This window comes from Pseudomonas sp. N40(2020) (assembly GCF_014472415.1).
GTDB lineage: Bacteria > Pseudomonadota > Gammaproteobacteria > Pseudomonadales > Pseudomonadaceae > Aquipseudomonas.
The window spans coordinates 48,380-70,846 of sequence record NZ_JACSZV010000030.1; the positions used below are offsets into that span (position 1 = coordinate 48,380).

Sequence of the window (22,467 nt, forward strand, 5' to 3'; positions counted from 1 at the left end):
CGTTTTGCGCGACGGGATGAGGCCTTTTTTGAAAAAGAGGAAAGGATGGGCTTGACCACAGTCACCGCCAAACAGCTTGAGGTCCAGCGCATCGTCGATGCGTTGTACAAGGCCATCGCCCAGCATCGTCTGCCGCCTGGCACGCGATTGATCGAAGCGCAGATCGTCGAAACGCTGCAAGCCAACCGCAATCATGTGCAGGTCGCATTGCAGCGTCTGGCCATGCAAAAAGTCGTGACCATCGAAGCCAACCGAGGCGCCATGGTGGCTCAGCCAACCGCGCGCGAGGCGAAGGATATATTCAGCGCTCGGCGGGCCATCGAGCGGGCCATTGTCGAAGCGATCACCCCGGCGGTCATGCGCAAACAGCGCCAGCGCGTGGCCAGTCACATGAACAACGAACGCAAAGCCACCAACGACACCGACCGCCGCGCCATCGTCAGGGAATTGAGTGAGTTTCACTTGATGCTGGGCGAGCTCTGCGGCAATACCGTGCTCAGCGATATCCTCGCCAACCTGATGGTGCGCAGTTCGTTGATCGTCGCGCTGTATCAGCGTAACGACGTACCGTCCTGCGCGTCCGATGAGCACCAGGAAATCATCACGGCGCTGGAAGCGGGCGATAACGCCAAGGCAGTCAAGGTCATGATCGAACACCTGGACGAGCTGGAAGGGCAACTGGCTCTGGAAGAATCAGCGCCTGAAGAGTTCAACCTCAAGCAGGCGTTGAGCGACTGAAATATTGCCGCAAGCCACGCTATGGCTTGAGTAATACCCCTGCTGGCCTGCTGAACGTTTGGCGCCCAGCCTTGTAGCCCATTAACGGCGGGCTGATCTCGGCAATCACCGCTGCCGGTGAAGGCGCGTCGAAGACGATGAAATCTGCACGGCAACCAGGTAGAAGGCCGTAATCCGTCAGGCGGAGCAGGCGCGCCGATTCACTGGACACCCATGACAGGCATTGCAGCAACTCCGGCACAGTGCCCATCTGACTGACGTTGGCGAACAGATTGGCCTGGCGAATCAGCGAAGCGTCACCATAGGGCGTGAACGGGTTGCCGATGTTGTTGGTCGAGACCGAGCAGGTCACCCCGCAGGCATGCAGTTGAGCCAAGGGTGCAAGACCGCGTGGTTTGTTATGAAAGGCATCGCGCCCCATCAGGAACAGATCGGTGCTGGGCAGGCAAGTGACCTGCACGCCAACGTCCGCCAACTGCCGGCCCAACTCCATCAACTGTTCGCGAGGCAACGTCGACAGTTTGGTGACATGGCCGATGGTCACTCGACCGCCCCAGCCATGCAGTTGCGTACAGCGGGCAACTTCCATGACGGTCATGCCGTCAGGATTCAGATCGAAATCCAGGTGCAAATCCAGATCGCAATCGTAAGTTACAGCCAGTTCGAACAGGCGCTGAATCTGCCCGAGAGGATCACTGTCCATGTAGGGGCAGCCACCAAGCACCGTGGCGCCACACTCCAGCGCCTGGCAGAGCAGGGCTTCGGTGCCCGGGTTGTTGAGCAGTCCCTCTTGAGGAAATACGCAGATCTGGAGCGTGATCGCCCAGGCGTAATCGGTCTGCAGGCGTCGAATCGCATTGAAGCCGATCAGTCCTATTTGCGGGTCAAGTTCGACGTGGGTGCGCATGAAGGTGGTGCCCTGCAGAATCGCCTTGTCCAGCACCTGTGCACCGCGCAGATAGATGTCTTGCTCGGTGAATTCGGCTTTCGCCGCCCGAGTCTGGGCAATTGCTTCGGCCAGCGTGCCTTGCTGCAAATGGCAGCGCTGCATGATGCACGCCTTGTCCAGATGGATATGGGTTTCGACCAGCCCCGGTAGCAACAGGCGGCCCTGCAGGTCGAGGGTTTCCCATGCGGTAGTGGCCGGGTGAAAGGCCGGGACGAAACAGCCATTCTCGATGTACAACACCGCGTCCGCAGAGGTCTTTTCGCCGACGCGTGCATTGATGATTTTCAGGGCACTCATGCGCTGACTCCTTCGCCCAGATACGCGGCGGCCAGTTCGTCGTCGCCGCGCAACTGTGCGGCGCTCCCGCATTTGACGATGCAGCCGGTTTCCAGCACGTACGCCCGATCGGCGACTTGCAAAGCAAGGTTGGCCATTTGGTCCACCAGCAACAAGGTCACACCATCGTCGCGTAGGGCTGCCAAGGCGTCGTACAGCTCGCCGATCATGGCAGGGGAGAGGCCCAGCGACGGTTCGTCGAGCAGCAGTATTTTGGGTTTGGCCATCAAGCCGCGTCCCACGGCAACCATCTGTTGTTCGCCACCGGACAACAGGCCCGCCGGGCTGTCGATGCGGTCGCGCAAACGCGGAAAGCGCCGCAGGATCGCCTCGATTTCGGCATCGGCGTCGAACGCTTCGCGCCGCGAATAACCACCCAGCAACAGGTTGTCGCGCACTGTCAGGTACGGGAATACCTGGCGACCTTCCGGAACCAGTGCCAGACCTTTACCGGCGATGCCACTGGCGCTGGCCATCTCAATGTTTTCGTTGTCCAGCAGGATGCTGCCGCTGGCGGCCCGATGCAGCCCGGCCAGGCACTGCAAGATACTCGATTTACCCGCGCCGTTGGCGCCAAGGATCGCCACCATCTCACCGGGATTGACCACGAGGTTGACCTTGTTGACCACCGGCGCTGCGCCGTAATCGATCACCAGATCTTTGACGTACAAGCGTGCGTCGCGACTGCCATCCCAAGTCTGTTCACGGGGCGTCGCCTGATAGTCGGTCCCGCCCAGATAAGCAGCGATGACCTGTTTGTTCTGGCGGATTTCGGCCGGTGTACCGAAGGCGATGGGCTTGCCCGCGTCCAGCACCAGCAGGCGTTCGGACACCGACATGACCAACGCCATGTCGTGCTCGACCAGAATGACCGTCAAGCCGAAATCCGCCAGTTTGCGCAGCAGCAGCGCCAGGTCATCGGTGTCACGTCGGCTCAGGCCAGCGGCGGGTTCGTCGAGGAGCAGCACCGCCGGCGCGGTCGCCAATGCCCGGGCAATTTCCACCAGACGACGATCCACGTGGGGCAAGTCCTCGGCGGCGATGTTGACCGCGCCGCGATAGCCGACCAATGCCAGCAGATCCAGCGCAAGGTCGCGCTGCTCGGCACTGCACAGCCTGAACGGTGATCCGAGGCGGCCTTTCTGCATGGCCACCAGCAGATTGTCGAGCACCGACATATCGCCGAATAACTGAGTGGTTTGGTAAGTGCGCGCAATCCCGGCGCGGGCCGTTTTCCAGGCGGGTAAACCAGCGAGGGCGGTTTGCAGTTCGATCTGGCCACTGTCAGGCGTATAGAAGCCACTGATCATGTTCAGCACCGTGGTTTTGCCTGCACCGTTGGGCCCGATAATGCTGGTGATGCTGGCGGCGGGGGCATGCAGATTGACGTGCTGCGCGGCCTGGACGCCGCCGAAGCGAATGCCGATGTCGGTGACGCGTAAACCGCTCGAAGCCCCTCGACTTTGCAGATGCGCGGCCAGCCTCGCTTGATTGATCGTGTTTGGTGGCACCAAGTGCGTGGGTTTGATCCAGCGACGAGCGAGCGCACCCAATAAGCCGTTGGGGGCGATCCACAACACCACCAGAAGCAAGGTCGAGAAAATCAACAGGCGGTATTCGGCGAAATCCGAAAGTAATTCCGGCACCAGCACAATCAGCAACGCCCCCAGTAAAGGGCCGAACAATGTCCCGCTGCCACCGACAATGACGGCCAGCACGAACAGGATCGATTGCGAGAACGGAAAGGATTCGGGGTTGATAAACATCAACAGTGGCGCCAGCACAGCTCCCGCCAGACCGGTCAGCGCGGCCGACAGGGCGAAGGCCAGGGTCTTGCTCAGAACCGGATTGAACCCCAGCGAGCGGGCGGCAATCTCCGATGCCTTGACGGCGAGCATGGCTTTGCCACAACCGCTGTGGCGCAGACGCTGATAAAACGCAAGGGCGCCGATCATCAAGGCAGTGGCCAGCAGTGCCAGGAGGATGGCCGGATCGAGTCCGGCGAACTGCGGTAACGGAATGCCCATCAAACCGTTGGAACCGCCGGTAACGTCACGCCATTCGATCAGGCTGTGATGGACGATGAAGGCAAAAGCGATGGTAATCATCGCCAGATAAGGACCGCTGACACGCAACGCAGGAATCGCCAGCAAGGCGCCGATCAGCCCAGTGACGACAGCCGTCACCGGCATCGCCAGCCACAACGGCCAGCCCGCGATGGTCAGCAGTGCCGAAACATAGGCGCCAATGGCATAAAACGCGATATGGCCGAAGGAGATCTGGCCACTCAGGCCAATCAATATATTCAGCCCTACACCGACCACTGCCGCCAGCGCGCAGAGGGTGAAGACCAACAGGGAATAGCTGTCTAGCGTGAACGCCATGACAACGCATAGCAGCGCCAACAACGCGATGAACACCGGGCCGAGCAGCGTTTTGAAGTCATTCATACTTTCACCAGTGCCTGACTGCCGAACAGGCCGTTTGGACGGATCGCCAACGCCAGAATCACTAGGGCGAAGGTCAATATCTGCGTGAAGGCCGAGCCGAAATACAGGGTGATCAGCGCTTCCGAGAGACCGAATATCAAGCCGGCGGCAAAGACCCCTCCGGCGCTGGTAATCCCGCCAAGGATCGCCACGGCGAACGCCTTGAGGCCGAACAGCAAACCCATCTCGGCATTGACGCTGAACAGGGGCGCAATCAGCAGACCCGCCAGGGCCGCGAAGACGGTTGAGATGGCAAACGCGATGGCAACCACCCGATTGACGTTGATACCCATCAGCATGGCCGCACGTGGATTTTGCACGCAGGCCTCCAGCACCTTGCCCAACCGGGTATAGCGCCGCACCAGAAATAGCGCGAGCGCGATGGTTGCGCCGGCCAAGGGGATCAGCAGTTGCAGCGCGCCAACACTGGCGCCTGCCAGCTCGACATTGACGTTGAGCAGACTGCTGGTGAATTGCCGAGGCTCCTTGCCGAAGGTGAACAACGCCAGGTTATCGACCAGAATGCCGCCGGCCACCGTTGCCATCAGCCAAGCCTGAGAACCACGACTGTGAAACGGCCGCACCAGCCAGCGCTCGATCACCAGGCCATACAGCGCACTGAGGATCAGCGTTGCCGGCAGTGCCAGCCACATCGACCATCCCCAGGTGATGCAAAAGGTGTAACCCAGCACGGCGCCGACCATCATGGCGCTGCCTTGAGCGAAGTTGACGGTGCGTGAAACCACGTAGGTCAGGTGAAAACCCAGCGCCAGCAGGGCGTACATACTACCTAGCCCAAGGCCGGTGACGATGGCGGCGGTGAACATGGCGAACTCCTCAGGGCTTGAGTGGAACGATCTGACCGTCGACGAAATGAGTGAACAGATAGTCGTCCGGCCCCAGCGCGTCATGTTTTTGTGCCGTAAACGGCTGCTGGTACTGTTTGATCAGGCCGTCATAGCCCTCGATCGCATAGAAGCCGTTGCGCACGGCAGGGCCATCGGTATTGCCTGCCTTTTCAATGGCCAGAGCACTCAAGTGCAGAGCGTCGTAAGCATTGGCAATGCCCACGGCGGGCGTGACGTCGGCCAGGCCTTTGATCTGCGGATAAGTTTTTTTCAGTGCGGCGAGCACTGCATCGCCCTTGGCGCTGTTGTGTTCTGTGAACACGTAGGTCTGGACGAAGTGGACCCGCGAAGCGTTCGGGCCAGCCAATTCACCGAAGCGGCCACCGGCCGGGCCCCAGTGTGAAACCACCGGCACGTCCCACCCCATGCGATCCAGAGACTTGACCACTTGCGCCGATGGGCCGACGTTGCCGACCATCAGCAGGGTGTCGGCGCCGGCGTTTTTAAGGCGAGTGAGCTGAGGCACCACATCGAGATCGCTGTCCTGGATACGCTCGACGCCGGCATTGGCCAGACCGCGTTTCTCCAGGGCGCGCTTGAAGCCCGCTTCATTGGATTCGCCCCACGGGTTATTGATGAGGATCATCCCCGGCTTCTTCATTCCTTTCTCGACGCCGTATTTCACCAGCGCTTCGTCCACCAGTTCGTCGACGGCAGAGACGCGGAACACATAGTTATCCGCAGCACCGTTTTCGGTGATTTTCGTGCCGGCGGCCCAGATGCCCATGAAGGGCACTTTCAGCTGGTTGGCCAAAGGCACGATGGCCAGTGAAACCGGGGTGTCCAGCCCACCGAAGAGCACGGTGACTTTCTCGCGCTGAACCAACTCGCGCGCCGCCAGCATGCCTTTGGACGGATTACTTTCGTCGTCGCGGCGCACCAGCTCGAGTGGTCGGCCGAGCACGCCACCTTTGGCATTGACCTCCTCGATGGCGATGGTCAGGCCGCGAGTCAGCGCCTCGCCGGACTTCGCCGACTGACCCGAAAGGGCTGCGACCAGACCAACCTTGATCGGAGGCTCGGCCGCCTGGGCACCACCAAACAAAGCCACATTGAGCGTGACTGCGGCAGCCACGGGAAACACAAGACGCTGCAGGTTTAAAAGCGGGAAGGCCATTGATCGTTCTCCTGATTGCTAGCATTTGCATAATTATTGCTAGCAAGTAGGATGCCAGTCAGCCGCCCCAGTAAAACCGGGTGACGGGGCACAAATAACTTGAACTAAACGCGCCAAATTAACGCGCCCTGCACTAAGCAGAGGCGTCGATCCAGTGCTTATCAATTGTCAGTCAGGAGATTCGACGATGTCGCAGGCAAATACAGACGTGCAGATTGTTAGCAGCTTTCTCGAGGCCTCCATGGCGCCCGATCCCGTCAGGGCCGCAACCTTCATGAGTGCCGATGTGAAGATCACTTTCACCGGCGGCCGGGTCATGCCTGACCCACAGGCCATCACGGCGTTCAACGGTTCCCGTTATGCCTGGGTAAAAAAAGCCTTGGGCAACTTCGACTGGATGGATCGCGGTGATCACACCGTGGTGTATTCCAACGGTACCTTGTATGGCGAGTGGTCCGATGGCCGCAGTTTTTCCGGTAATCGCTATCTGGATCGCTTCGAAGTGCGCAACGGCAAGATCACCCACATGGATGTCTGGAACGACAGCGCCGAATGGCTTTTGACGCCGGAAATAGCCAAGGCTTGAGTTCACGCAGTGTTGAGGCGACAGGTCGGGTCACCGGTCAGGAACAAGAAGCCAGCGCAATAATGTTCAGAAATACATACAAAAACGCCGCTCAATGAGCGGCGTTTTCGGAGCAGGCAGTGAAGCACCCCTGAATGTTGCGAGCCTTAGGCGTCGCCGTTCCAGGGGCGGTCTCCATTCTCGTCCTTGATGCGGGTCGGCAGACCCATTACATCCAGTGCCTTGAGGAACGGCTCAGCCGGCAGCTCCTCGACGTTGGCCATACGCTGCACATCCCACTCGCCGCGGGCGACCAGCAGGGCAGCAGCGACTGGTGGTACGCCGGCGGTATAGGAAATGCCCTGGCTGTCGGTTTCGGCAAAGGCTTCCTCGTGGTCGGCCACGTTGTAGATGAACACTTCACGCGGCTGGCCATCCTTGGTGCCTTTGACCAGATCACCGATGCAGGTCTTGCCGGTGTAGCCGGGCGCCAGCGAACTCGGATCAGGCAGCACGGCCTTGACCACTTTCAGCGGCACAACCTCCAGGCCTTCGGCGGTCTTGACCGGTTGCTCGGACAGCAGGCCGAGGTTCTTGAGTACGGTGAACACGTTGATGTAGTGCTCGCCGAAGCTCATCCAGAAGCGCACGTTGGGCACGTCCAGATTCTTCGACAGCGAGTGCACTTCATCGTGACCGGTCAGGTACAGATTCTGCGACCCTACGACTGGCAGGTCGTCGGTGCGCTTGACTTCGAACATGGTGTTACTGGTCCACTGGCTGTTCTGCCAGCTCCACACCTGTCCGGTGAACTCACGGAAATTGATTTCCGGATCGAAATTGGTGGCGAAATACTTGCCATGGGAACCGGCATTGACGTCGAGAATATCGATCGATTCAATTCGGTCGAAATACTGTTGCTGCGCAAGTGCAGCATAGGCGTTGACCACGCCTGGGTCGAAACCCACACCGAGAATGGCAGTGATGTTCTTTTCTTTACACTCTTCGAGGTGATTCCACTCGTAGTTGCCGTACCAGGGCGGCGTCTCGCAGATTTTGCCCGGCTCCTCGTGAATGGCAGTGTCCAGGTAGGCTACGCCGGTATCGATACAGGCACGCAGTACCGACATGTTGAGGAACGCGGAACCGACGTTGATGACGATCTGTGATCCGGTTTCGCGGATCAGCGACTTGGTCGCCTCGACATCCAGCGCATTCAGCGAGAAGGCTTTGATGTCGGCGGGTTGTTTGAGGCTACCCTTGGCCTTGACGCTATCGATGATGGCCTGGCATTTGGAGATGTTGCGCGACGCGATAGCGATACGACCGAGTTCATCGTTATGCTGTGCGCACTTGTGGGCCACCACCTTAGCGACACCTCCTGCACCAATGATAAGAACGTTCTTTTTCAATTGCTTTTACTCTCCTTTATCTGTCCGTTTACGAAAGGCTGGACAGGTAGTCTTCATAACCAAATTGGCGCACCACTTCGACCGTTCCGTCGAGTTGCTTCACCACGATGGATGGCATTTTCAGGCCGTTGAACCAGTTTTTCTTGACCATGGTGTAACCCGCGGTATCGATGAATGACAGTCGATCGCCGATGGCCAGCGGACGTTCAAATTGGTACTCGCCGAAGATGTCCCCGGCCAGGCACGACTTGCCGCACACCATGTAGGTGTGTTCACCGTCGCTCGGTGCCAGTTTGGCGTTGAGGCGATAAATCAGCAGGTCAAGCAAATGGGCTTCAATGGAGCTGTCCACCACTGCCAGGTGCTTGCCGTTGTAGAGGGTGTCGAGCACCGTCACTTCCAGCGAGGCACTGTTGGTGATCGCCGCTTCGCCGGGCTCCAGGTAGACCTGCACGCCGTACTTTTGCGAAAACGCCTTCAACCGCGCACAGAAAGCATCCAGCGCATAGCCTTCACCGGTGAAGTGAATACCGCCGCCCAGGCTGACCCAGCTGACCTTGTGCAGCAGCTCACCGAAGCGTTCTTCGATGGTGCAGAGCATTTGGTCGAACAGACCGAAGTCGCCGTTCTCACAGTTATTGTGGAACATGAAGCCGGATATCTGATCGATAACGCCTTCGATCTTCACCGGGTCCCATTCGCCGAGACGGCTGAACGGACGCGCCGGGTCGGCGAGCAGATAATCGGAACTGCTGACTTGCGGGTTGACTCGCAGGCCGCGGACTTTGCCTTCAGCGCGCTTGGCAAAGCGTTGCAGCTGGCTGATGGAGTTGAAGATGATCTTGTCGCAATTGTCGAGCATCTCCTCGATCTCATCGTCGGCCCAAGCCACGCTGTAGGCGTGGGTTTCGCCTTCGAACTTCTGCCGGCCGAGCTTGAGCTCGTACAGCGACGACGAGGTGGTGCCGTCCATGTATTGCTGCATCAAATCAAACACCGACCAGGTCGCGAAGCACTTGAGCGCCAGCAGGGCCTTTGCCCCGGACTGTTCGCGCACATAGGCAATCTTCTGCATGTTGGTCAGCAGTTTCTGTTTGTCGATGAGGTAGTACGGTGTCTTGATCATTTCGAGGCCTCCGGCAAGGCCAGCCAAAAAAGGATGCGCATTGTGCCCGGACTGACTCCATATCGAAAGAGCTGAGCGTACGACTCATTGAGCTAATGAATCTAAAGGGCGCGATTCACTGCACATGAGGTTCGTTCGGCGGCCGTTAGTAAGAAGGTAGTCAGGTGATGACTGCCCAATGGCGGAGTAAGAACAGAAGGGGGGATAAGCCCTAGCTAGACAGTCTTGAGGCCGATCAGTAGCGTCAAGCCATTACGTTACCTTTGCTGGTTTGGTACGTGTTGCCTTTCATATCGCGTTTTCACCTGACTTAGTCGCGTTTGCCATTTTCGCTTCTATGCAAATCAGGTGTTTACTGCATGACAACGGATGTTATCAGTCAGCTCAAGATGCGTTGTGCGACAGCAATGTTGCCTGATTAATAGTTAGGTCGTTAGGGAGGTGGTACTTATGTCAGAGAAGTCCGAATTCTGGTTCCGGTGGCTACAAATTGCTTGTGTTGCGGTCCAGGCCTTTGGTGCGTTCATGATTCTGTCGCAAGCTGGAACGAGAGCGTTCTTCGGCGCGCTGCTGATGCGCGACACGTCGGCCATAAGCAGGTTTCAGGAGCCAGCAGTCAACTACATCGATCTGCTACATGTGGTACTTGGTGCAGTGCTTGTGGGGTGGGGCGTAGCTCTCTTCTTGATGGTCCGCTATTTCTACAAGCTTCAGCCGTTGCTAGTAAGTCGGGTCGTTACTGTTTCCATCCTCTGCTGGGCCGTTCCTGACACTGCGTACTCCTTGTGGTCCGGGTTCTGGCAAAACGCTGTCCTGAATGTTGTCTTCATAGCCGTGTTTTTCCCTCCGCTGCTCGCGTTGAGACGGATCCCGCGTGCCTAGCGGCCTAACTATGCGTTCAAGCGGACCGCGGGTAGAGGTTTCGATGCTTCCTGATGCGCTGTCGGCCCACAACCGCTTAACGCGAAGGTAAGAGTGAAGGGCGCTACGCGTACCCGATCAGTGAAAAATCGAAGCGTTACGTCGAGAGGTTCTGCATTCCGTATGGACGTTGGTAACCCACCACAGCCATTGGCCTTGACCCAACAATGTACGGAACTCATACGCTACGCAGAACCAAAGCATCTCTGATTTATCGGAGGACGAAGAATCCGGGAGCTGTTCAACTCCTGCTTGGTTATACGAAGCTTGAAAGCACCGTCAGATACCTGGGAATCGAGGTCTATGATCCCTTGGAAATTGCGGAACAGACGGAAGTTTAACCACCCGTTGCGACGGTCGATGGCAAACCGTCGCGATCCGGCCCAACAGGACCGGTCAATCAAGGAAAGGACTGAATCACTGTTCAAGTGAAAAGCATTGGCATCAGGTCTGAGCTTTTGGGTCTACAGTCTTGTATGTCGGGCACTGGAAGAAATTGAAATGAACGTGTCGTCTTCGATCTCGCCGCCAAGGTATATCGTCCTGCTGGGCTATGGCGGTTTGCTGCCGTTTATTGGTCTCGCGCTACTCATCCTCACGTCTCTAGAATATCGACCGTTTGGGGCTGTGGCGCTGGTCAACTATGGCGCTGTCATCCTGAGCTTCATCGGCGCCTTGCACTGGGGCTTCGCCATGTCAGTGCAAAACATGACTGCCGAACTGCGCCGCGACCGGCTTATATGGAGCGTCATCCCGGCTCTTATCGCTTGGCTCAGCACGTTACTGCCGGTGTCATTGGGTTGCTTGCTGTTGATCGTCGGATTTGTCGTCCACTTCTGGCAAGACCGACAGTTGGTTCGGGTTGTGAGCCTGCACGCCTGGTACCTGCCAATGCGATTGCGCCTGACTGCTGTGGCTAGCGTTTGCCTGCTTATTGGCGCAATCGCTGTAGTCATTTATTCGTGAAACCGCGTCGACCCGAATCGTCTGCAGTGCCGGGCAGTCGCTTGTCGCGGCTGATGCGTTTTGGCAGTTTGGCCTCGGGCGTGGTGGGCGGCATGTTGGCCGAAGGTGCGCGGCAGTTGGCTCAAGGAAAACGTCCGGCGTTCAGTGACCTTCTGTTGACGCCGGGTAATGTGCAACGGGTGGCCGAGCAACTGTCGCAACTGCGTGGTGCGGCCATGAAGATCGGACAGTTGTTATCAATGGATGCGGGTGACTTGTTACCGAGCGAGCTTAGCGACATGCTTTCTCGTCTGCGTTCCGACGCGCATCCGATGCCAATGAGTCAGTTGGTCGCGGTCCTTGACGAAAGCTGGGGTAGGGGCTGGGAAGGGCGCTTCGAACGGTTTTCCTTCACGCCATTGGCGGCGGCATCCATCGGCCAGGTTCATGCTGCGCAAGGCAAAGACGGCCAGCGTCTGGCGATCAAAGTGCAATATCCAGGTGTGCGCGAAAGTATTTCCAGCGATGTGGATAACGTCGCTACTTTGCTGCGCATGTCCGGGCTGCTGCCTCACGGCATGGACGTCGCACCACTGCTCCAAGAGGCCAAGCTTCAACTGCATAATGAAGCCGATTACCTACAAGAAGCCATGCACTTACAGCGCTTCCATCAACTGTTAGCCGATAGTCCGGACTTTCTGGTTCCTCGTTGGTATGCCGAGTTCAGTACGTCAAACATTCTGGTGATGTCCTTCGCCGACGGCGTCGCATTGGAGAGCCTTGAACACGCGCCACAGACAGAGCGCGACCGGATCATCACATTGCTGTTTGCTCTGTTTCTGCGCGAGGTCTTTGAGTTTCAGTGCGTCCAGACTGACCCCAACTTTGCCAATTACCGTTATCAGCAGGAAACCGGGCAGATAGTGCTGCTCGACTTCGGTGCCACGCGCCTTTATAGACGCAACAGCACCGAGGCATTTCGGAAACTGTTAGTTGCAGGCCTGCGTGAAGACCGCGCCGCCATCACTGACGCAGCGCTGGATGTCGGCTACTTTCAGCATGAAACCCTGCCCAAGCATCGGTTATTGCTGACTGACCTCATCTCCCAGGCCTGCGAGCCATTGCGGCATCAAGGCGCCTATGACTTTGCGATGTCCGACCTCGCAGGACGCTTGCGCGATGCAGGTTGGCAACTGGGTACCGATCGCGACTTCTGGCACACGCCACCGGTGGATGTCCTGCTTCTGCATCGCAAGATAGGAGGGTTGTATATGTTGGCTGCGAAGCTTAAGGCGAGGGTGAATGTGCGATGCCTGTTCGAGCCTTACGTAGTTTGAGCGCTTCCTGAACGAAAAATATCCCGGCAGGCTTACGTCTAACCGCTTCGATTTCCCTGACGCGCCAGGCCATCCGGTAGGTCCCTCGAATGTTTATCCAACACTTCCAGTGCCTTGGCCGCCGCTTATGGGGTAGCTGTGGCCGGCACCATGTTGTTCACCACCATTCTGTCTTCGGCGGTCGTCCGGTTCCTCTGGAAAGCGCAGCGCTAGTTGGCCATCCCGATGCTGCTCAGTTTTCTTCTGGTAGACAGCCTGTACTGTGATCGCCGGTATTGGTCTGTTTATTACGTCACAGATACTAACCTTGTGCGCGTAGTCGACGTCTTTATCGACAAACTCGAGCCGGCCACACCGGGTTTTGACGGCGCAATACCGGCAGACACTGGCCGGCCGGCTGACCATCAACGATAAGACGTTCGAGCGAAAGAGACATGAAGCGTATTCAAAATGAAATGTGTGGTCTGAAAATTTATAGGGACCTGAATCCATCTTGATCCATCAACCCGTGCCGATCATTCGAAACCCTCGATCAGGCAGCCTGGCGTATGCGAATCGCTCACACAGAGCGTGTCTTCTGAAAAAATAAACTACTGCCTTTTACGCCCTCCGATGGAATAGAAAGCCTCGGCAAACATCTTACTGTGCGTACGCCATTGTGCTCCCTTGTCCCGCATTTCATCGCGCGTTGTGGACAGTGCCAACCAAGCTGGAGGCGAGGTCATATGCGTCACTCGCAGTGGTCAATGACAGGTTGTACGCTCGTTTTCATAAATCAGGAGAACCTATATTGTGAGTTCATTTAATCAAGATACCGAATCAAATCATCTTTTAACTGCCATGAGCCAAGGCGCTCATACAGTCCGCGTGGACGATGTTCTCCTGCACTACCGCGTTGATGGCAATGGACCTCTGCTGTTTGTCGTGTCACCTGGTTGGGGTGTGGGTAGTGGCTACCTGCAACGAGGCATGAATTTCCTAACGAGGCTGTTCAAGGTTGTGTTTATCGATACCCGTGGCAGCGGTCAGTCCGGTCGCCCTGCTGACGGCGCAAAGATGGGCAGCAACGAGATGGCCGATGACATAGAGGCGCTCAGGGCCTACTTGGGTATTCCTGCCATTTCACTGCTAGGTCATTCAAACGGCGGAGCCATTGCGCTTTCTTTCGCCCAGCATTATCCGGATCGGATCAACAAACTGATGTTGATCGACAGCCAATTGTTCGGGTTCGGTGCTGGGGAAGACACCCAAGCTTTTTTGGCAAGAAATGCCGAGGACTTGCGCTATGCATCAGCCGCTCAGTTAGCCGCAGGGGTATTTTCCGGACAGGTCAAGCAGCCTTCAAACGATGAGGAACTTTCCGAGTTCTCGAAACGGCTGTCGCCAAACATTGCCCATTTGGCGCCTTGCGCAACGATACAAATGGCGGGTGTGAATACTCTGTGGACGGGACGCTTTACTCGATCGGAGCGAATGATCAATACGTCGCTGATCGGAGTGGTGTAAGGGCTGTCCCCAGTCTGCCGATCCGTATAGTCGACGATTGCTTCTATCAACTGCTGAGACATTTTCGGGTTCTCTCGGTTTATCGGCCGATTGAGGTGAGGAGCAAGAATAGGCAAATAAACGCCAGTTTTCGGCATCCTAGCTGAGGCATATCGCACCTAAGATCAGCCTACACCATCAAAAAACGCGAGATGTGCCATGACTATAGAAAATGCCGGTAAGCAATCAGACAAAATCGCAATAGTGACAGGAGGCAGCCGGGGCATAGGCCGCAGTACCGTAATTTGCCTGGCAAAACAGGGCATACGGTCAATATTTACCTATAACTCTAACAAAGTCGAAGCGGAGCGAGTGGTTGCGCTGACAGAGGAAGTAGGGGCCAAAGCGATCCCCCTTCAACTGGATACCGGTAACGTTAGCCAATTCGCCAACTTTGCTGATCAGGTCAGCCGAGCGCTTGGAGTCTTAGGGGCGAATCGCTTTGATTACCTTGTGAATAATGCGGGTACATCGTCCAACTCAAGTTTTGCTCAAACCACTGAAGCGGAGTTAGACGCTCTGTACGCCGTGCATTTCAAGGGCGTTTTTCTGCTGACACAAACTCTCGTCCCGCTCATGAATGACGGTGGAAGGATTGTGAATATTTCGTCGGGATTGACACGATTTGCGATCCCGAATCGCGCCGCCTACGGTTCAATTAAAGCCGCGGTCGAGTCGCTCACGAGGTACATGGCCGTTGAGTTGGCGCATCGCCGAATAGCAGCCAACGTTGTCGCCCCTGGCGCCATTGCTACTGACTTCAGTGGCGGTATTTTGCGAGATAACGCTGATGTGAACAAAATGGTGGCCAGTCAAACCGCTCTCGGTCGCGTTGGACTGCCTGAGGATGTCAGCTCAGTGATTTCAGGGTTGCTTTCGGATGATTTTGGGTGGGTTAACGCTCAGCGCATTGAGGTAGCTGGCGGCGTACACATCTAGATAGATGTGGAGGTGATACCCCCCCACGAGAGTCGAGGAAATTGGATGTTCCGTTATGGTCTATTCTAGAAGAAATTAATACGATTTCGGATGCAGGTCAGACCTTAAAGCCATCGGCAGAAAGCTTTAGAAATACTTCGCTTTTGTGGTTGGTTTCCACTTAGGTGACGCATGATAGACCATAGGTCGCTGTACTCATGAAAGGGCGGAGGCGGGCGAAAACGTTGCGAAGGTTCACATATTTTCGCAACCAGCAGATCTGTATTTTCTTGGCGCTGAAGCGGAACGGGTACTTCCAAAATCGTGGTTCAAAAAGATATCAAATTACTCAAAAGCTTTGCATAGCATAGAGTTACGGAGATCAAATGACCTTAAATGTGGAAAAACGCCAGTCCGGCATGATTGATTATTCACGTCCTGACGGTTCGAAAGTAAATGGGTATCTAGCCTGTCCCCAAGTACCTGACGGCGCCCCTGCCATTGTAGTGATCCAAGAATGGTGGGGACTGAATAAGCAGATTATGGATGTCGCGGATCGCTTCGCAGAATGCGGATACTTAGTTTTGGTGCCAGATTTGTATCGCGGCAAGTCTACAGTTGAAGAGGAGGAAGCTCACCACCTCATGGATCATCTGGATTTTGGTACCGCGATATCTCAAGACATTCAAGGCGCCGTTGATTACTTAAAGTCTTACTCCAGCAAGATAGGCGTAACGGGCTATTGCATGGGCGGAGCGCTGACGTGGCTCGCCCTCAGCAGCATCGCTGACCTGTCCTCGGGCGTCGTTTGGTATGGATTTCCACCTCTCGAAGCATTGGATGCTTCCAAAATAACCGTGCCTGTTATAGGGCATTGGGCTACGCAGGACGTATTTTTCAATATTGAAACGGTCGAAAAACTTGAAGCGAAGCTGCGCGACGGCGGGGTGGATGTAGAGTTCTATCGATACCTTGCTCACCACGCATTTGCTAATGAAACGGCGGTAGGGACTGGTCGTATTGCTGGAACACAGTTTGACGCGATCTGGGCTCAACAGGCTTGGGATAGAACGCTCACATTTTTCGGTAAGACGTTGTGGTAGGGGCAGTCGGTGTTACCTACAGGTCAGGGACAGATAAGACGGGATCATAGCAAGATTGCGCGGATTTAGCGTAATGTAAGTAATATAGCTCGCGGGCTTTTTGAGCTGATCACTTATACGCCTCATCCGTTGTTGCGTGGATCTTCGGATTTTACGATGTTCGCGTCAGCTAGAATTTCCTAGATTAATAGTGAAGTTTCCAGCTTGACTTTATGACTGCTATATTAAAGCCAAGCCAACGGGTTCATTGAAGTACGACTCAACGACCCGTTGGATATGGCGTATATACGTATCGATTCAAGATTAAGGTTTTTGCCATAAAACTTGCGCAAGGTGATAATTTTATTTTAAAGCAAATGTTTGATCTTCAGTTGCAGATGACTCTTGTGAAGCTAATACAATTGGATTGAATTTCATTCTTACATCATTTTGCTGAGAAAAGCTCCTCCAAGAACTTAGTCGCGACGTCGACATATCGATCAATGTCACTTTCGGTATGTACGAAGGAAACCTGAGGGCCTGCGGATAGAATGCCGTCCCAGATTCCGCGATTTGCCATGAACAAACGCCGGCAGTCAATAAATTCAGCGTCCATGGACAAATTAGCCTCTGCGCCGTTTTTTGGAAGCTCTTTCGTCAGGCAGTAGCCGCTGCGAGGGCCTAGCTGAAATGCCAACCATGGCAGGTTATGAGTAGCGAAAGCTCGTCGCAGTCCATTGGCTAGTCGTGCACCGAGGTGGTTAATGCGCTGGTAATTATCGGAGGTGAGGACTTCCTCTAAGCAAGCACGGGCAACGCTCACCGCCAAGGCTGAAGCGTACAGAGTGCCACCAGTGGCAATGCCCGGCGGGCCGATATCACTGTCGGTAAAGTGCTCCAGATGCTGAGCGATCTCTCTGGTCATGCCATAAAGTGCGAACGCTATACCCGATCCAAGTCCTTTGCCTAGGACTACGAAGTCAGTCTTGAGTTGCCACGATCCTGTGAGCCCACCGTGGGCAAATTGAAAGGTATGTGCTTCGTCCAAACACAGCAGACTGCCGTACTGAGCGGTCAGGCGGCGCACTCCCTCAAGATAGCCAGGAGTTGGGCGTACCAGTGTGCAGTTAGTCAAAGCCGGTTCCGTGAGGACCAGCGCCACATCCCGTCGTGCCAATACCTCCTCAAGCGCGGCCAAGTCGTTGAACGGAAGAATGAGCGTCTGGCTCGCGCTCCCCTTGGGCAGCCCAAGTTGCTCATGCTCGACACCTTCTGCGCCTTGGCTGACCAACGTCTCGTCTATGTGACCGTGATAATGCCCATCAAACACTACGATCTTCTCGCGCCCGGTTATATGCCGGGCAATTCGCATCACTTCGATGTTTGCACCAGAGGCGGATAAAGTGAACTGCCAGCAGGGCAGGCCGACTTGTTCCGCAAGCAGTTGACATACCACCAAGGCGTCCTCGGTTGGCAGCAGGAACTGCGCGCCCTCAAGAACCTGACGGCTAACCGCTCGAACGACCGGTGCGGGACCGTAGCCCATGGTCATACTCAAATCAGCGACATTGAAATCCAGGTAATCGTTACCGTCGACATCGGTGAAAACTGCGCCAGCGGCCGAGCGGATGAAAGGCGGATTAAAGCGATTTAGCGAGACCATCCACGCCATTGGAACGCCTTGGGGCATATGTTGCCTCGAAGCCTCTCGCAAAAAATGGGAGCGGGGGGTGCGTTTTAAAAACATGGCCTCTTCTCTAGCGCGCAAAGTGGCCAGTCGCGATCGATCAAATAAAAAGGGGGTCAAGGTGGGCATGGATGCAACTCCGCTGGCTGATAGTATCCCCACCTTAGTCAGCGCTGCTCGGCTCAGGAACGCTCATGAATGTGGAGTGGCTATGCAAAAAACGACGGACACCTCTGCGGACTGGGATCTCTACCGCTATTTTCTGGCTGTGCTGGAGTGCGGCAGCCTTAGCGCGGCTGCGCGTCGCTTGCTGACAACTCAGCCAACGGTGAGCCGGCAAATTGCCCGTTTGGAATGTACATTGGGGGTCAATTTATTCACTCGCTCCCCCGAAGGTTTGGTGCCTACCGAAACGGCGTTACGCCTTCGCGAACCTGCTTACGCGATGGCTGGCGCCGCGACAGCCATCCAGCGCAGTGCTGGGGACGATGACTCAGGAGGAAGTCTGCGCGTCACAGTGCCTGAGGTAATCGGAGTAGAGGTGTTGACGCCATTGCTGGCTGAATTTCAAATTGGCAATCCGGGCGCCCGGCTTGAGTTGTCCATCGCTGAACATACAGAGGATCTGTTGCGCCGTGATGCCGACCTCGCCGTGCGCATGCTTCGACCGCAACAGGGCGCATTGATCGCTCGAATCCTGGGTCACAGTAGAGTTTGTCTGTACGCCCATCGCGACTACCTGGCCCGGGAAGGTACGCCGCGAAATCGCGAACAACTTATGGAGCACCGATTAATCGGTTACGACCGTCGCATCGGATTGCATGCGCATTGGCAGGCGAAGGGGTTCCCGATGCCTATCGAACAGTTGGCATTCCGCTCTGATTGCGCCATGGCGCGATTGGCAGCACTTCGTGCAGGTCTCGGGATTGGCCTATGCCACATAGCACTGGCCGCTCGGGAGTTCGAATTGGTTGCTTTGGATCCTGAGTTATTTGGCTTCGATTTAGAGATATGGCTGGCGATCCATGAAGACCAACGTGAGCGAGCAGGGTTGCGCAAGCTGTTCGATTTTCTCGCCGAGCGTTTGCCTATACAGCTGGGATTGGCCACCTTGAGTTAGGCCAAGGAAGCGGGCAGCGGTCTTAACGGGCGAGTGGTCTTTTCTTGGGACCAGGCTTGTTAGCCGACACATGCAAGTAAGAAAGTACGCTTTCAGTCAGCTCCGCAGACAGGCGCACAGCCTCCTTGTTTCGCGTCATCACGGCAGCGACCAAACCCTCTATCAATGCCAATACCGCCGAATTTGAACTGATCAACACCGGATGATTTGCCGCCGCGAACAGTGTGTGATCGGCGATGTTGGCCAAAGGTGACGCGGGTGAATCCGTAATGGCGAGCACCGCTGCCCCGCGCTGGTTGGCGAATCGTGCCAATTGCAGTGTGTCCTGTGAGTAACGCGGCAGTGAGATTGCAAGCAATACGTCATTGGGTGTTATCGAGGCCAGTCGATAGGCGGCGTTTTCGTTGCCTCCTTCCATGCTGATTGCCTGAGCGTCTGCGATGAAGGGGATCAGGTTGGACGCGGCGAGTCCAGCCATGTAAGCACTGTTTCCGAACCCGAGAATATAGATTTTGCGCGCCCTAATCAGCGCCGCGACAAACGCTTCGAACACCTGCGAAGGATTGTTGGTGTTCGTGGAACTAAGGTTGCTGGCCGCCAATTGAAGTTGTTCGGTCATGCCGAAGTCCCCCGAGGGCCGCAGGGCCATTTCATCTCGCAACTTGTCGACCGGCGACACCATGTCTTGCAAGGTCGAGACCAACTCCGCCTTCAGTTGCGTGTAACCCTTCAAGCCCAAGGCCCGCGATAGCCGATTGACCGCCGCCGGTGACGTCAGTGACTGCTGGGCCAGTTCCTCAATGTTCAGGGTTGCGGCCTTTAACGGGTGACGCAAAATGAAGTCAGCAACCTTGCGCAACGACGGTTGCAGATCCGGTGATGCCTGCGCGAGGGTACGCATAATGGGGGCGGTATAAACAGTGGCATTGCGAGAAGGTTGGAGCATAGGTCAGGCCAGCCTGTCGATAGATGGCCCCAGTGTATCTGAAGCGAGCGGATTCACGGGGATGTTGCTTCAATCGGTCAGCAGTCTTCCATGGCGGGTGGGCTCGCTGCCCGTGACCTTGGCCAGCCAAAGGCCTGGTTGAGCAAAACGCAATCGCTCGCGGGCATAAAGAATGCCGTTCGTGGTGGCGCACACTTGTGTGTGTCTGTCGCTGATCGGATCGAAGACGTCAAAGAGCGGGTCGCCTTTATTGACACGCGCCCCCAGCGGCTTGAGAAACGATACAACGCCCGTATGTGGCGCATAGGCATAGTGCGCGCCTGCGAAAGGTGTGGTTTCACAGCAAGGCAAGGGGGCAGGTGGCCACTCACCGCTGATCATTTGTAGATCGCTCAAGTACGCCAGGATGGCTTCGGCGTGAGCTTCGGCTTCGACTTGGCCGGTGTCCGCCATTCCGCCCAGTTCGATTGTCGTGGCCATGCACGCCATCGGAATGGCGGCCGCAGGAAATTGTTTGGCCAGTTGGAGCCATGGCGTCGAGCACGCTTCGTCAAAGGAATCGCCGCCAGCGGCTTCAGCAAGCAAGGCCACGCCTGCACCAAGGCGAGTCGCCAGTGGCGTCAGCCCATCCCAGAGCTGCGGCAGGCTGTAAAGCAATAAAACAGATTCAAAATCGCAGTGCAGATCGAGCACTACGTCGGCGTCACAGGCGTGAGTGAGTAAGAGGCGTTGCAGTCCCTCAAGGGCTGACGCCGCCTGCGGCAGTTCTGCCAGCACCTCATGCATGGCTGCTCTGATAATCCGCACATTATCGTTGACCGTTGCGCGCAGGCGACCAGTGACTTTCGTCGCGACCTTTTCAGCAAGTGACGGGAAATCGCGATTGAAATTCTTGCCACTGGAAAAGTCGAATCGACCTTGATGGGTAGCTTGAAACATCTGTGACAGTCCAATCGGATTAGCCACTGGAACCAGTTCGATAGTCGCGTTCAAGCGACCTTCCTGCTCCAGCTCGCTCAGGCGTTTTTTCAGTTCGACCGCGACGCGCATGCCTGGTAATTCATCTGCGTGCAGCGATGCCTGAATGTAGGCTTTTCGCGGGCCGCTACCAAAACGAAAAACCGACAGCCGTCGCTCGATACCTGGGCTGCCCCAAGGCAGCAAGTGCAGGATATGCTCCATACAGAACTCCTGAAAAGGGTAAACGGGAGTCGCCGCGTAGCGCCTCCCGAGGACGTGATCAGCCGCCGTAAATGTCGTAGCTGAAGTACTTGCTCTGGATTTTCTGGTAGGTGCCGTCTGCGCGAACGGCATCGATAGCCGCGTTGAGCTTTTCAGCGGTTGCAGAGTCACCTTTTCGTACCGCAATACCCGCGCCGTTGCCGAAATATTTGTTATCGGTGAAGTCCGGTCCTACTAATGCGAAACCCTTGCCTGCGTCGGTTTTGATGAAGCCTTCATCAATGTTGACGATGTCGGCAAGGGTGGCGTCCAGGCGTCCGGACGCCAGGTCCAAGAACGCTTCACCCTGGGAGCCGTAGCGCACGACTTCAATACCCGCTGCGGCGAATTTGTCACTGGCATAGCGATCGTAGGTTGACGCTCGCTGAACGCCCACTCGCTTTCCTTTGAGGTCTACCAGCGGGTCGTTGACGACGGTGCCGGCCTTCATCGCCAGTTTGCCAGGCGTGTGATAGTACTTTTTGCTGAAATCGACCGATTTAAGCCGATCGGGTGTGATCGACATGGAGGAGAGGACTGCGTCGATCTTGCGAACCTTCAGTGATGGAATCAATCCGTCGAACTGCTGTTCAGTCCATACGCATTTGACCGCCATTTTCTCGCACAGCGCATTCCCGATGTCGTAGTCGAAGCCGGTGATCGCCCCCACGGCTGTCTTGGACGCAAAGGGGGGGTAGGCGGCTTCGATACCGATGCGAAGTGTCTGTTCTTCTGCCATCGCGAATGCGCTCAGGGCGGTTAACGCAATGGCGCTGAGGAGAGTGATTTTTTTCATTGTGGTACTCCTTGCATCGGGTATCAGATGGGTGACGTTGTGGCACCGACGACGGTTTAGCGAGTCGACGCGCTACCGATAAATGAAACGATTATTTTCATTAAAAGTAAATTAAGAAAATAATAAATTCATTTGAGTCTGGGTTCTCACTAAGAGAAGTATTTTATAAGTGATTGATAATTATAATAAAAACATAACTAAACCTCTTGAAAATGGTGTTTTTTCGCGTTAGGGGGGGGATCTTGAATCGTGTGTTTTTGCGGCGTATAAGATTTCACCAGCGTAAAAAATGAAAAAGAGATTTCAAGC

The 22,467-nt window shown here is 55.9% G+C and carries 19 protein-coding genes and 4 pseudogenes; 12 read left to right on the top strand and 11 right to left on the bottom strand.

Annotated features, from left to right (window positions below; genetic code table 11):
* Positions 1-45: 45 nt before the first annotated feature.
* Entirely contained in the window at positions 46-738 is a 693-nt protein-coding gene (locus tag IAI51_RS18945) for a GntR family transcriptional regulator (protein WP_187679868.1), read from the top strand.
* A gap of 19 nt (positions 739-757) precedes the next feature.
* On the opposite strand, the gene IAI51_RS18950 is transcribed toward IAI51_RS18945, so the two are convergent.
* From IAI51_RS18950 to IAI51_RS18965, 4 genes are read right to left on the bottom strand one after another with little or no spacing between them, the layout of a single operon-like run.
* On the bottom strand, positions 758-1,984 hold the full coding sequence (locus IAI51_RS18950; protein WP_187679869.1) for an amidohydrolase family protein: 1,227 nt from the start codon (positions 1,982-1,984) through the stop codon (positions 758-760).
* Positions 1,981-4,473: a branched-chain amino acid ABC transporter ATP-binding protein/permease gene (locus tag IAI51_RS18955; RefSeq protein WP_187679870.1), complete on the bottom strand. Its 2,493-nt coding sequence runs from the start codon at positions 4,471-4,473 to the stop codon at positions 1,981-1,983. Before IAI51_RS18955 ends, IAI51_RS18950 begins: the two co-directional genes overlap by 4 nt.
* Positions 4,470-5,339 carry a branched-chain amino acid ABC transporter permease gene (locus IAI51_RS18960; RefSeq protein ID WP_187679871.1) on the bottom strand — a complete coding sequence of 290 codons (870 nt, stop codon included), beginning with the start codon at positions 5,337-5,339 and terminating at the stop codon, positions 4,470-4,472. The genes IAI51_RS18955 and IAI51_RS18960 overlap by 4 nt, the downstream gene beginning before the upstream one ends.
* A gap of 10 nt (positions 5,340-5,349) precedes the next feature.
* Positions 5,350-6,537 carry an ABC transporter substrate-binding protein gene (locus IAI51_RS18965; RefSeq protein WP_187679872.1) on the bottom strand — a complete coding sequence of 396 codons (1,188 nt, stop codon included), beginning with the start codon at positions 6,535-6,537 and terminating at the stop codon, positions 5,350-5,352.
* 187 nt (positions 6,538-6,724) lie between these two features.
* Here IAI51_RS18965 and IAI51_RS18970 point away from each other — a divergent pair, with 187 nt between their 5' ends.
* Complete coding sequence (locus IAI51_RS18970) at positions 6,725-7,123, top strand: nuclear transport factor 2 family protein (RefSeq protein WP_187679873.1); 399 nt, start codon at positions 6,725-6,727, stop codon at positions 7,121-7,123.
* 146 nt (positions 7,124-7,269) lie between these two features.
* On the opposite strand, the gene IAI51_RS18975 is transcribed toward IAI51_RS18970, so the two are convergent.
* The gene (locus tag IAI51_RS18975) at positions 7,270-8,514 is read right to left on the bottom strand and encodes a saccharopine dehydrogenase family protein (RefSeq protein WP_187679874.1); all 1,245 of its coding nucleotides are present in this window, start codon (positions 8,512-8,514) and stop codon (positions 7,270-7,272) included.
* A gap of 28 nt (positions 8,515-8,542) precedes the next feature.
* Positions 8,543-9,640 carry a carboxynorspermidine decarboxylase gene (locus IAI51_RS18980; RefSeq protein ID WP_187679875.1) on the bottom strand — a complete coding sequence of 366 codons (1,098 nt, stop codon included), beginning with the start codon at positions 9,638-9,640 and terminating at the stop codon, positions 8,543-8,545.
* A gap of 450 nt (positions 9,641-10,090) precedes the next feature.
* Between IAI51_RS18980 and IAI51_RS18985 the strand changes: the two genes are divergently transcribed.
* The 7 genes and pseudogenes from IAI51_RS18985 (at position 10,091) to IAI51_RS19005 (ending at position 14,349) form a co-directional block, all read left to right on the top strand.
* Positions 10,091-10,522, top strand: coding sequence for a hypothetical protein (locus IAI51_RS18985; protein ID WP_187679876.1), 432 nt, complete (start codon positions 10,091-10,093; stop codon positions 10,520-10,522).
* A 182-nt stretch (positions 10,523-10,704) separates the two neighbouring features.
* Positions 10,705-10,902 (top strand): annotated as a pseudogene (locus tag IAI51_RS27995) (integrase); the annotation flags it as partial.
* Between the two features lie 160 nt (positions 10,903-11,062).
* Positions 11,063-11,527: a DUF3429 domain-containing protein gene (locus tag IAI51_RS18990; RefSeq protein ID WP_187679889.1), complete on the top strand. Its 465-nt coding sequence runs from the start codon at positions 11,063-11,065 to the stop codon at positions 11,525-11,527.
* Entirely contained in the window at positions 11,524-12,843 is a 1,320-nt protein-coding gene (locus IAI51_RS18995; protein ID WP_316249778.1) for an AarF/ABC1/UbiB kinase family protein, read from the top strand. Before IAI51_RS18990 ends, IAI51_RS18995 begins: the two co-directional genes overlap by 4 nt.
* Positions 12,844-12,945: 102 nt before the next feature.
* A pseudogene (locus IAI51_RS28330) lies at positions 12,946-13,053 on the top strand (KUP/HAK/KT family potassium transporter); the annotation flags it as partial.
* A 78-nt stretch (positions 13,054-13,131) separates the two neighbouring features.
* A pseudogene (locus IAI51_RS28335) lies at positions 13,132-13,248 on the top strand (hypothetical protein); the annotation flags it as partial.
* Positions 13,249-13,683: 435 nt separating this feature from the next.
* Positions 13,684-14,349, top strand: coding sequence for an alpha/beta fold hydrolase (locus tag IAI51_RS19005; protein ID WP_187679891.1), 666 nt, complete (start codon positions 13,684-13,686; stop codon positions 14,347-14,349).
* Here the strand turns inward: IAI51_RS19005 and IAI51_RS28340 are convergent.
* A pseudogene (locus IAI51_RS28340) lies at positions 14,262-14,486 on the bottom strand (hypothetical protein); the annotation flags it as partial. The gene IAI51_RS19005 and the pseudogene IAI51_RS28340 sit on opposite strands and share 88 nt — an antisense overlap.
* Positions 14,487-14,547: 61 nt before the next feature.
* On the opposite strand from IAI51_RS28340, the gene IAI51_RS19010 reads away from it, so the two are divergent.
* Both IAI51_RS19010 and IAI51_RS19015 read left to right on the top strand, forming a co-directional pair.
* Positions 14,548-15,327, top strand: a complete 780-nt coding sequence (locus IAI51_RS19010) for an SDR family NAD(P)-dependent oxidoreductase (RefSeq protein ID WP_187679877.1) — start codon at positions 14,548-14,550, stop codon at positions 15,325-15,327.
* Between the two features lie 365 nt (positions 15,328-15,692).
* Positions 15,693-16,409, top strand: coding sequence for a dienelactone hydrolase family protein (locus IAI51_RS19015; protein WP_262410366.1), 717 nt, complete (start codon positions 15,693-15,695; stop codon positions 16,407-16,409).
* A gap of 424 nt (positions 16,410-16,833) precedes the next feature.
* Here IAI51_RS19015 and IAI51_RS19020 read toward each other — a convergent pair whose 3' ends face one another.
* Positions 16,834-18,060 (bottom strand): aminotransferase class III-fold pyridoxal phosphate-dependent enzyme, encoded by a 1,227-nt coding sequence (locus IAI51_RS19020; protein ID WP_187679878.1) that lies wholly within the window; start codon positions 18,058-18,060, stop codon positions 16,834-16,836.
* A 58-nt stretch (positions 18,061-18,118) separates the two neighbouring features.
* On the opposite strand from IAI51_RS19020, the gene IAI51_RS19025 reads away from it, so the two are divergent.
* The gene (locus IAI51_RS19025; RefSeq protein WP_222944213.1) at positions 18,119-19,195 is read left to right on the top strand and encodes a LysR family transcriptional regulator; all 1,077 of its coding nucleotides are present in this window, start codon (positions 18,119-18,121) and stop codon (positions 19,193-19,195) included.
* 22 nt (positions 19,196-19,217) lie between these two features.
* On the opposite strand, the gene IAI51_RS19030 is transcribed toward IAI51_RS19025, so the two are convergent.
* The 3 genes from IAI51_RS19030 to IAI51_RS19040 all read right to left on the bottom strand — a co-directional run bounded on the left by IAI51_RS19030 (position 19,218) and on the right by IAI51_RS19040 (position 22,158).
* Positions 19,218-20,141 (bottom strand): MurR/RpiR family transcriptional regulator, encoded by a 924-nt coding sequence (locus IAI51_RS19030; protein ID WP_187679879.1) that lies wholly within the window; start codon positions 20,139-20,141, stop codon positions 19,218-19,220.
* A 69-nt stretch (positions 20,142-20,210) separates the two neighbouring features.
* Positions 20,211-21,323: a succinylglutamate desuccinylase/aspartoacylase family protein gene (locus IAI51_RS19035; RefSeq protein ID WP_187679880.1), complete on the bottom strand. Its 1,113-nt coding sequence runs from the start codon at positions 21,321-21,323 to the stop codon at positions 20,211-20,213.
* Between the two features lie 58 nt (positions 21,324-21,381).
* The gene (locus IAI51_RS19040; RefSeq protein WP_187679881.1) at positions 21,382-22,158 is read right to left on the bottom strand and encodes an ABC transporter substrate-binding protein; all 777 of its coding nucleotides are present in this window, start codon (positions 22,156-22,158) and stop codon (positions 21,382-21,384) included.
* Positions 22,159-22,467: the final 309 nt, after the last annotated feature.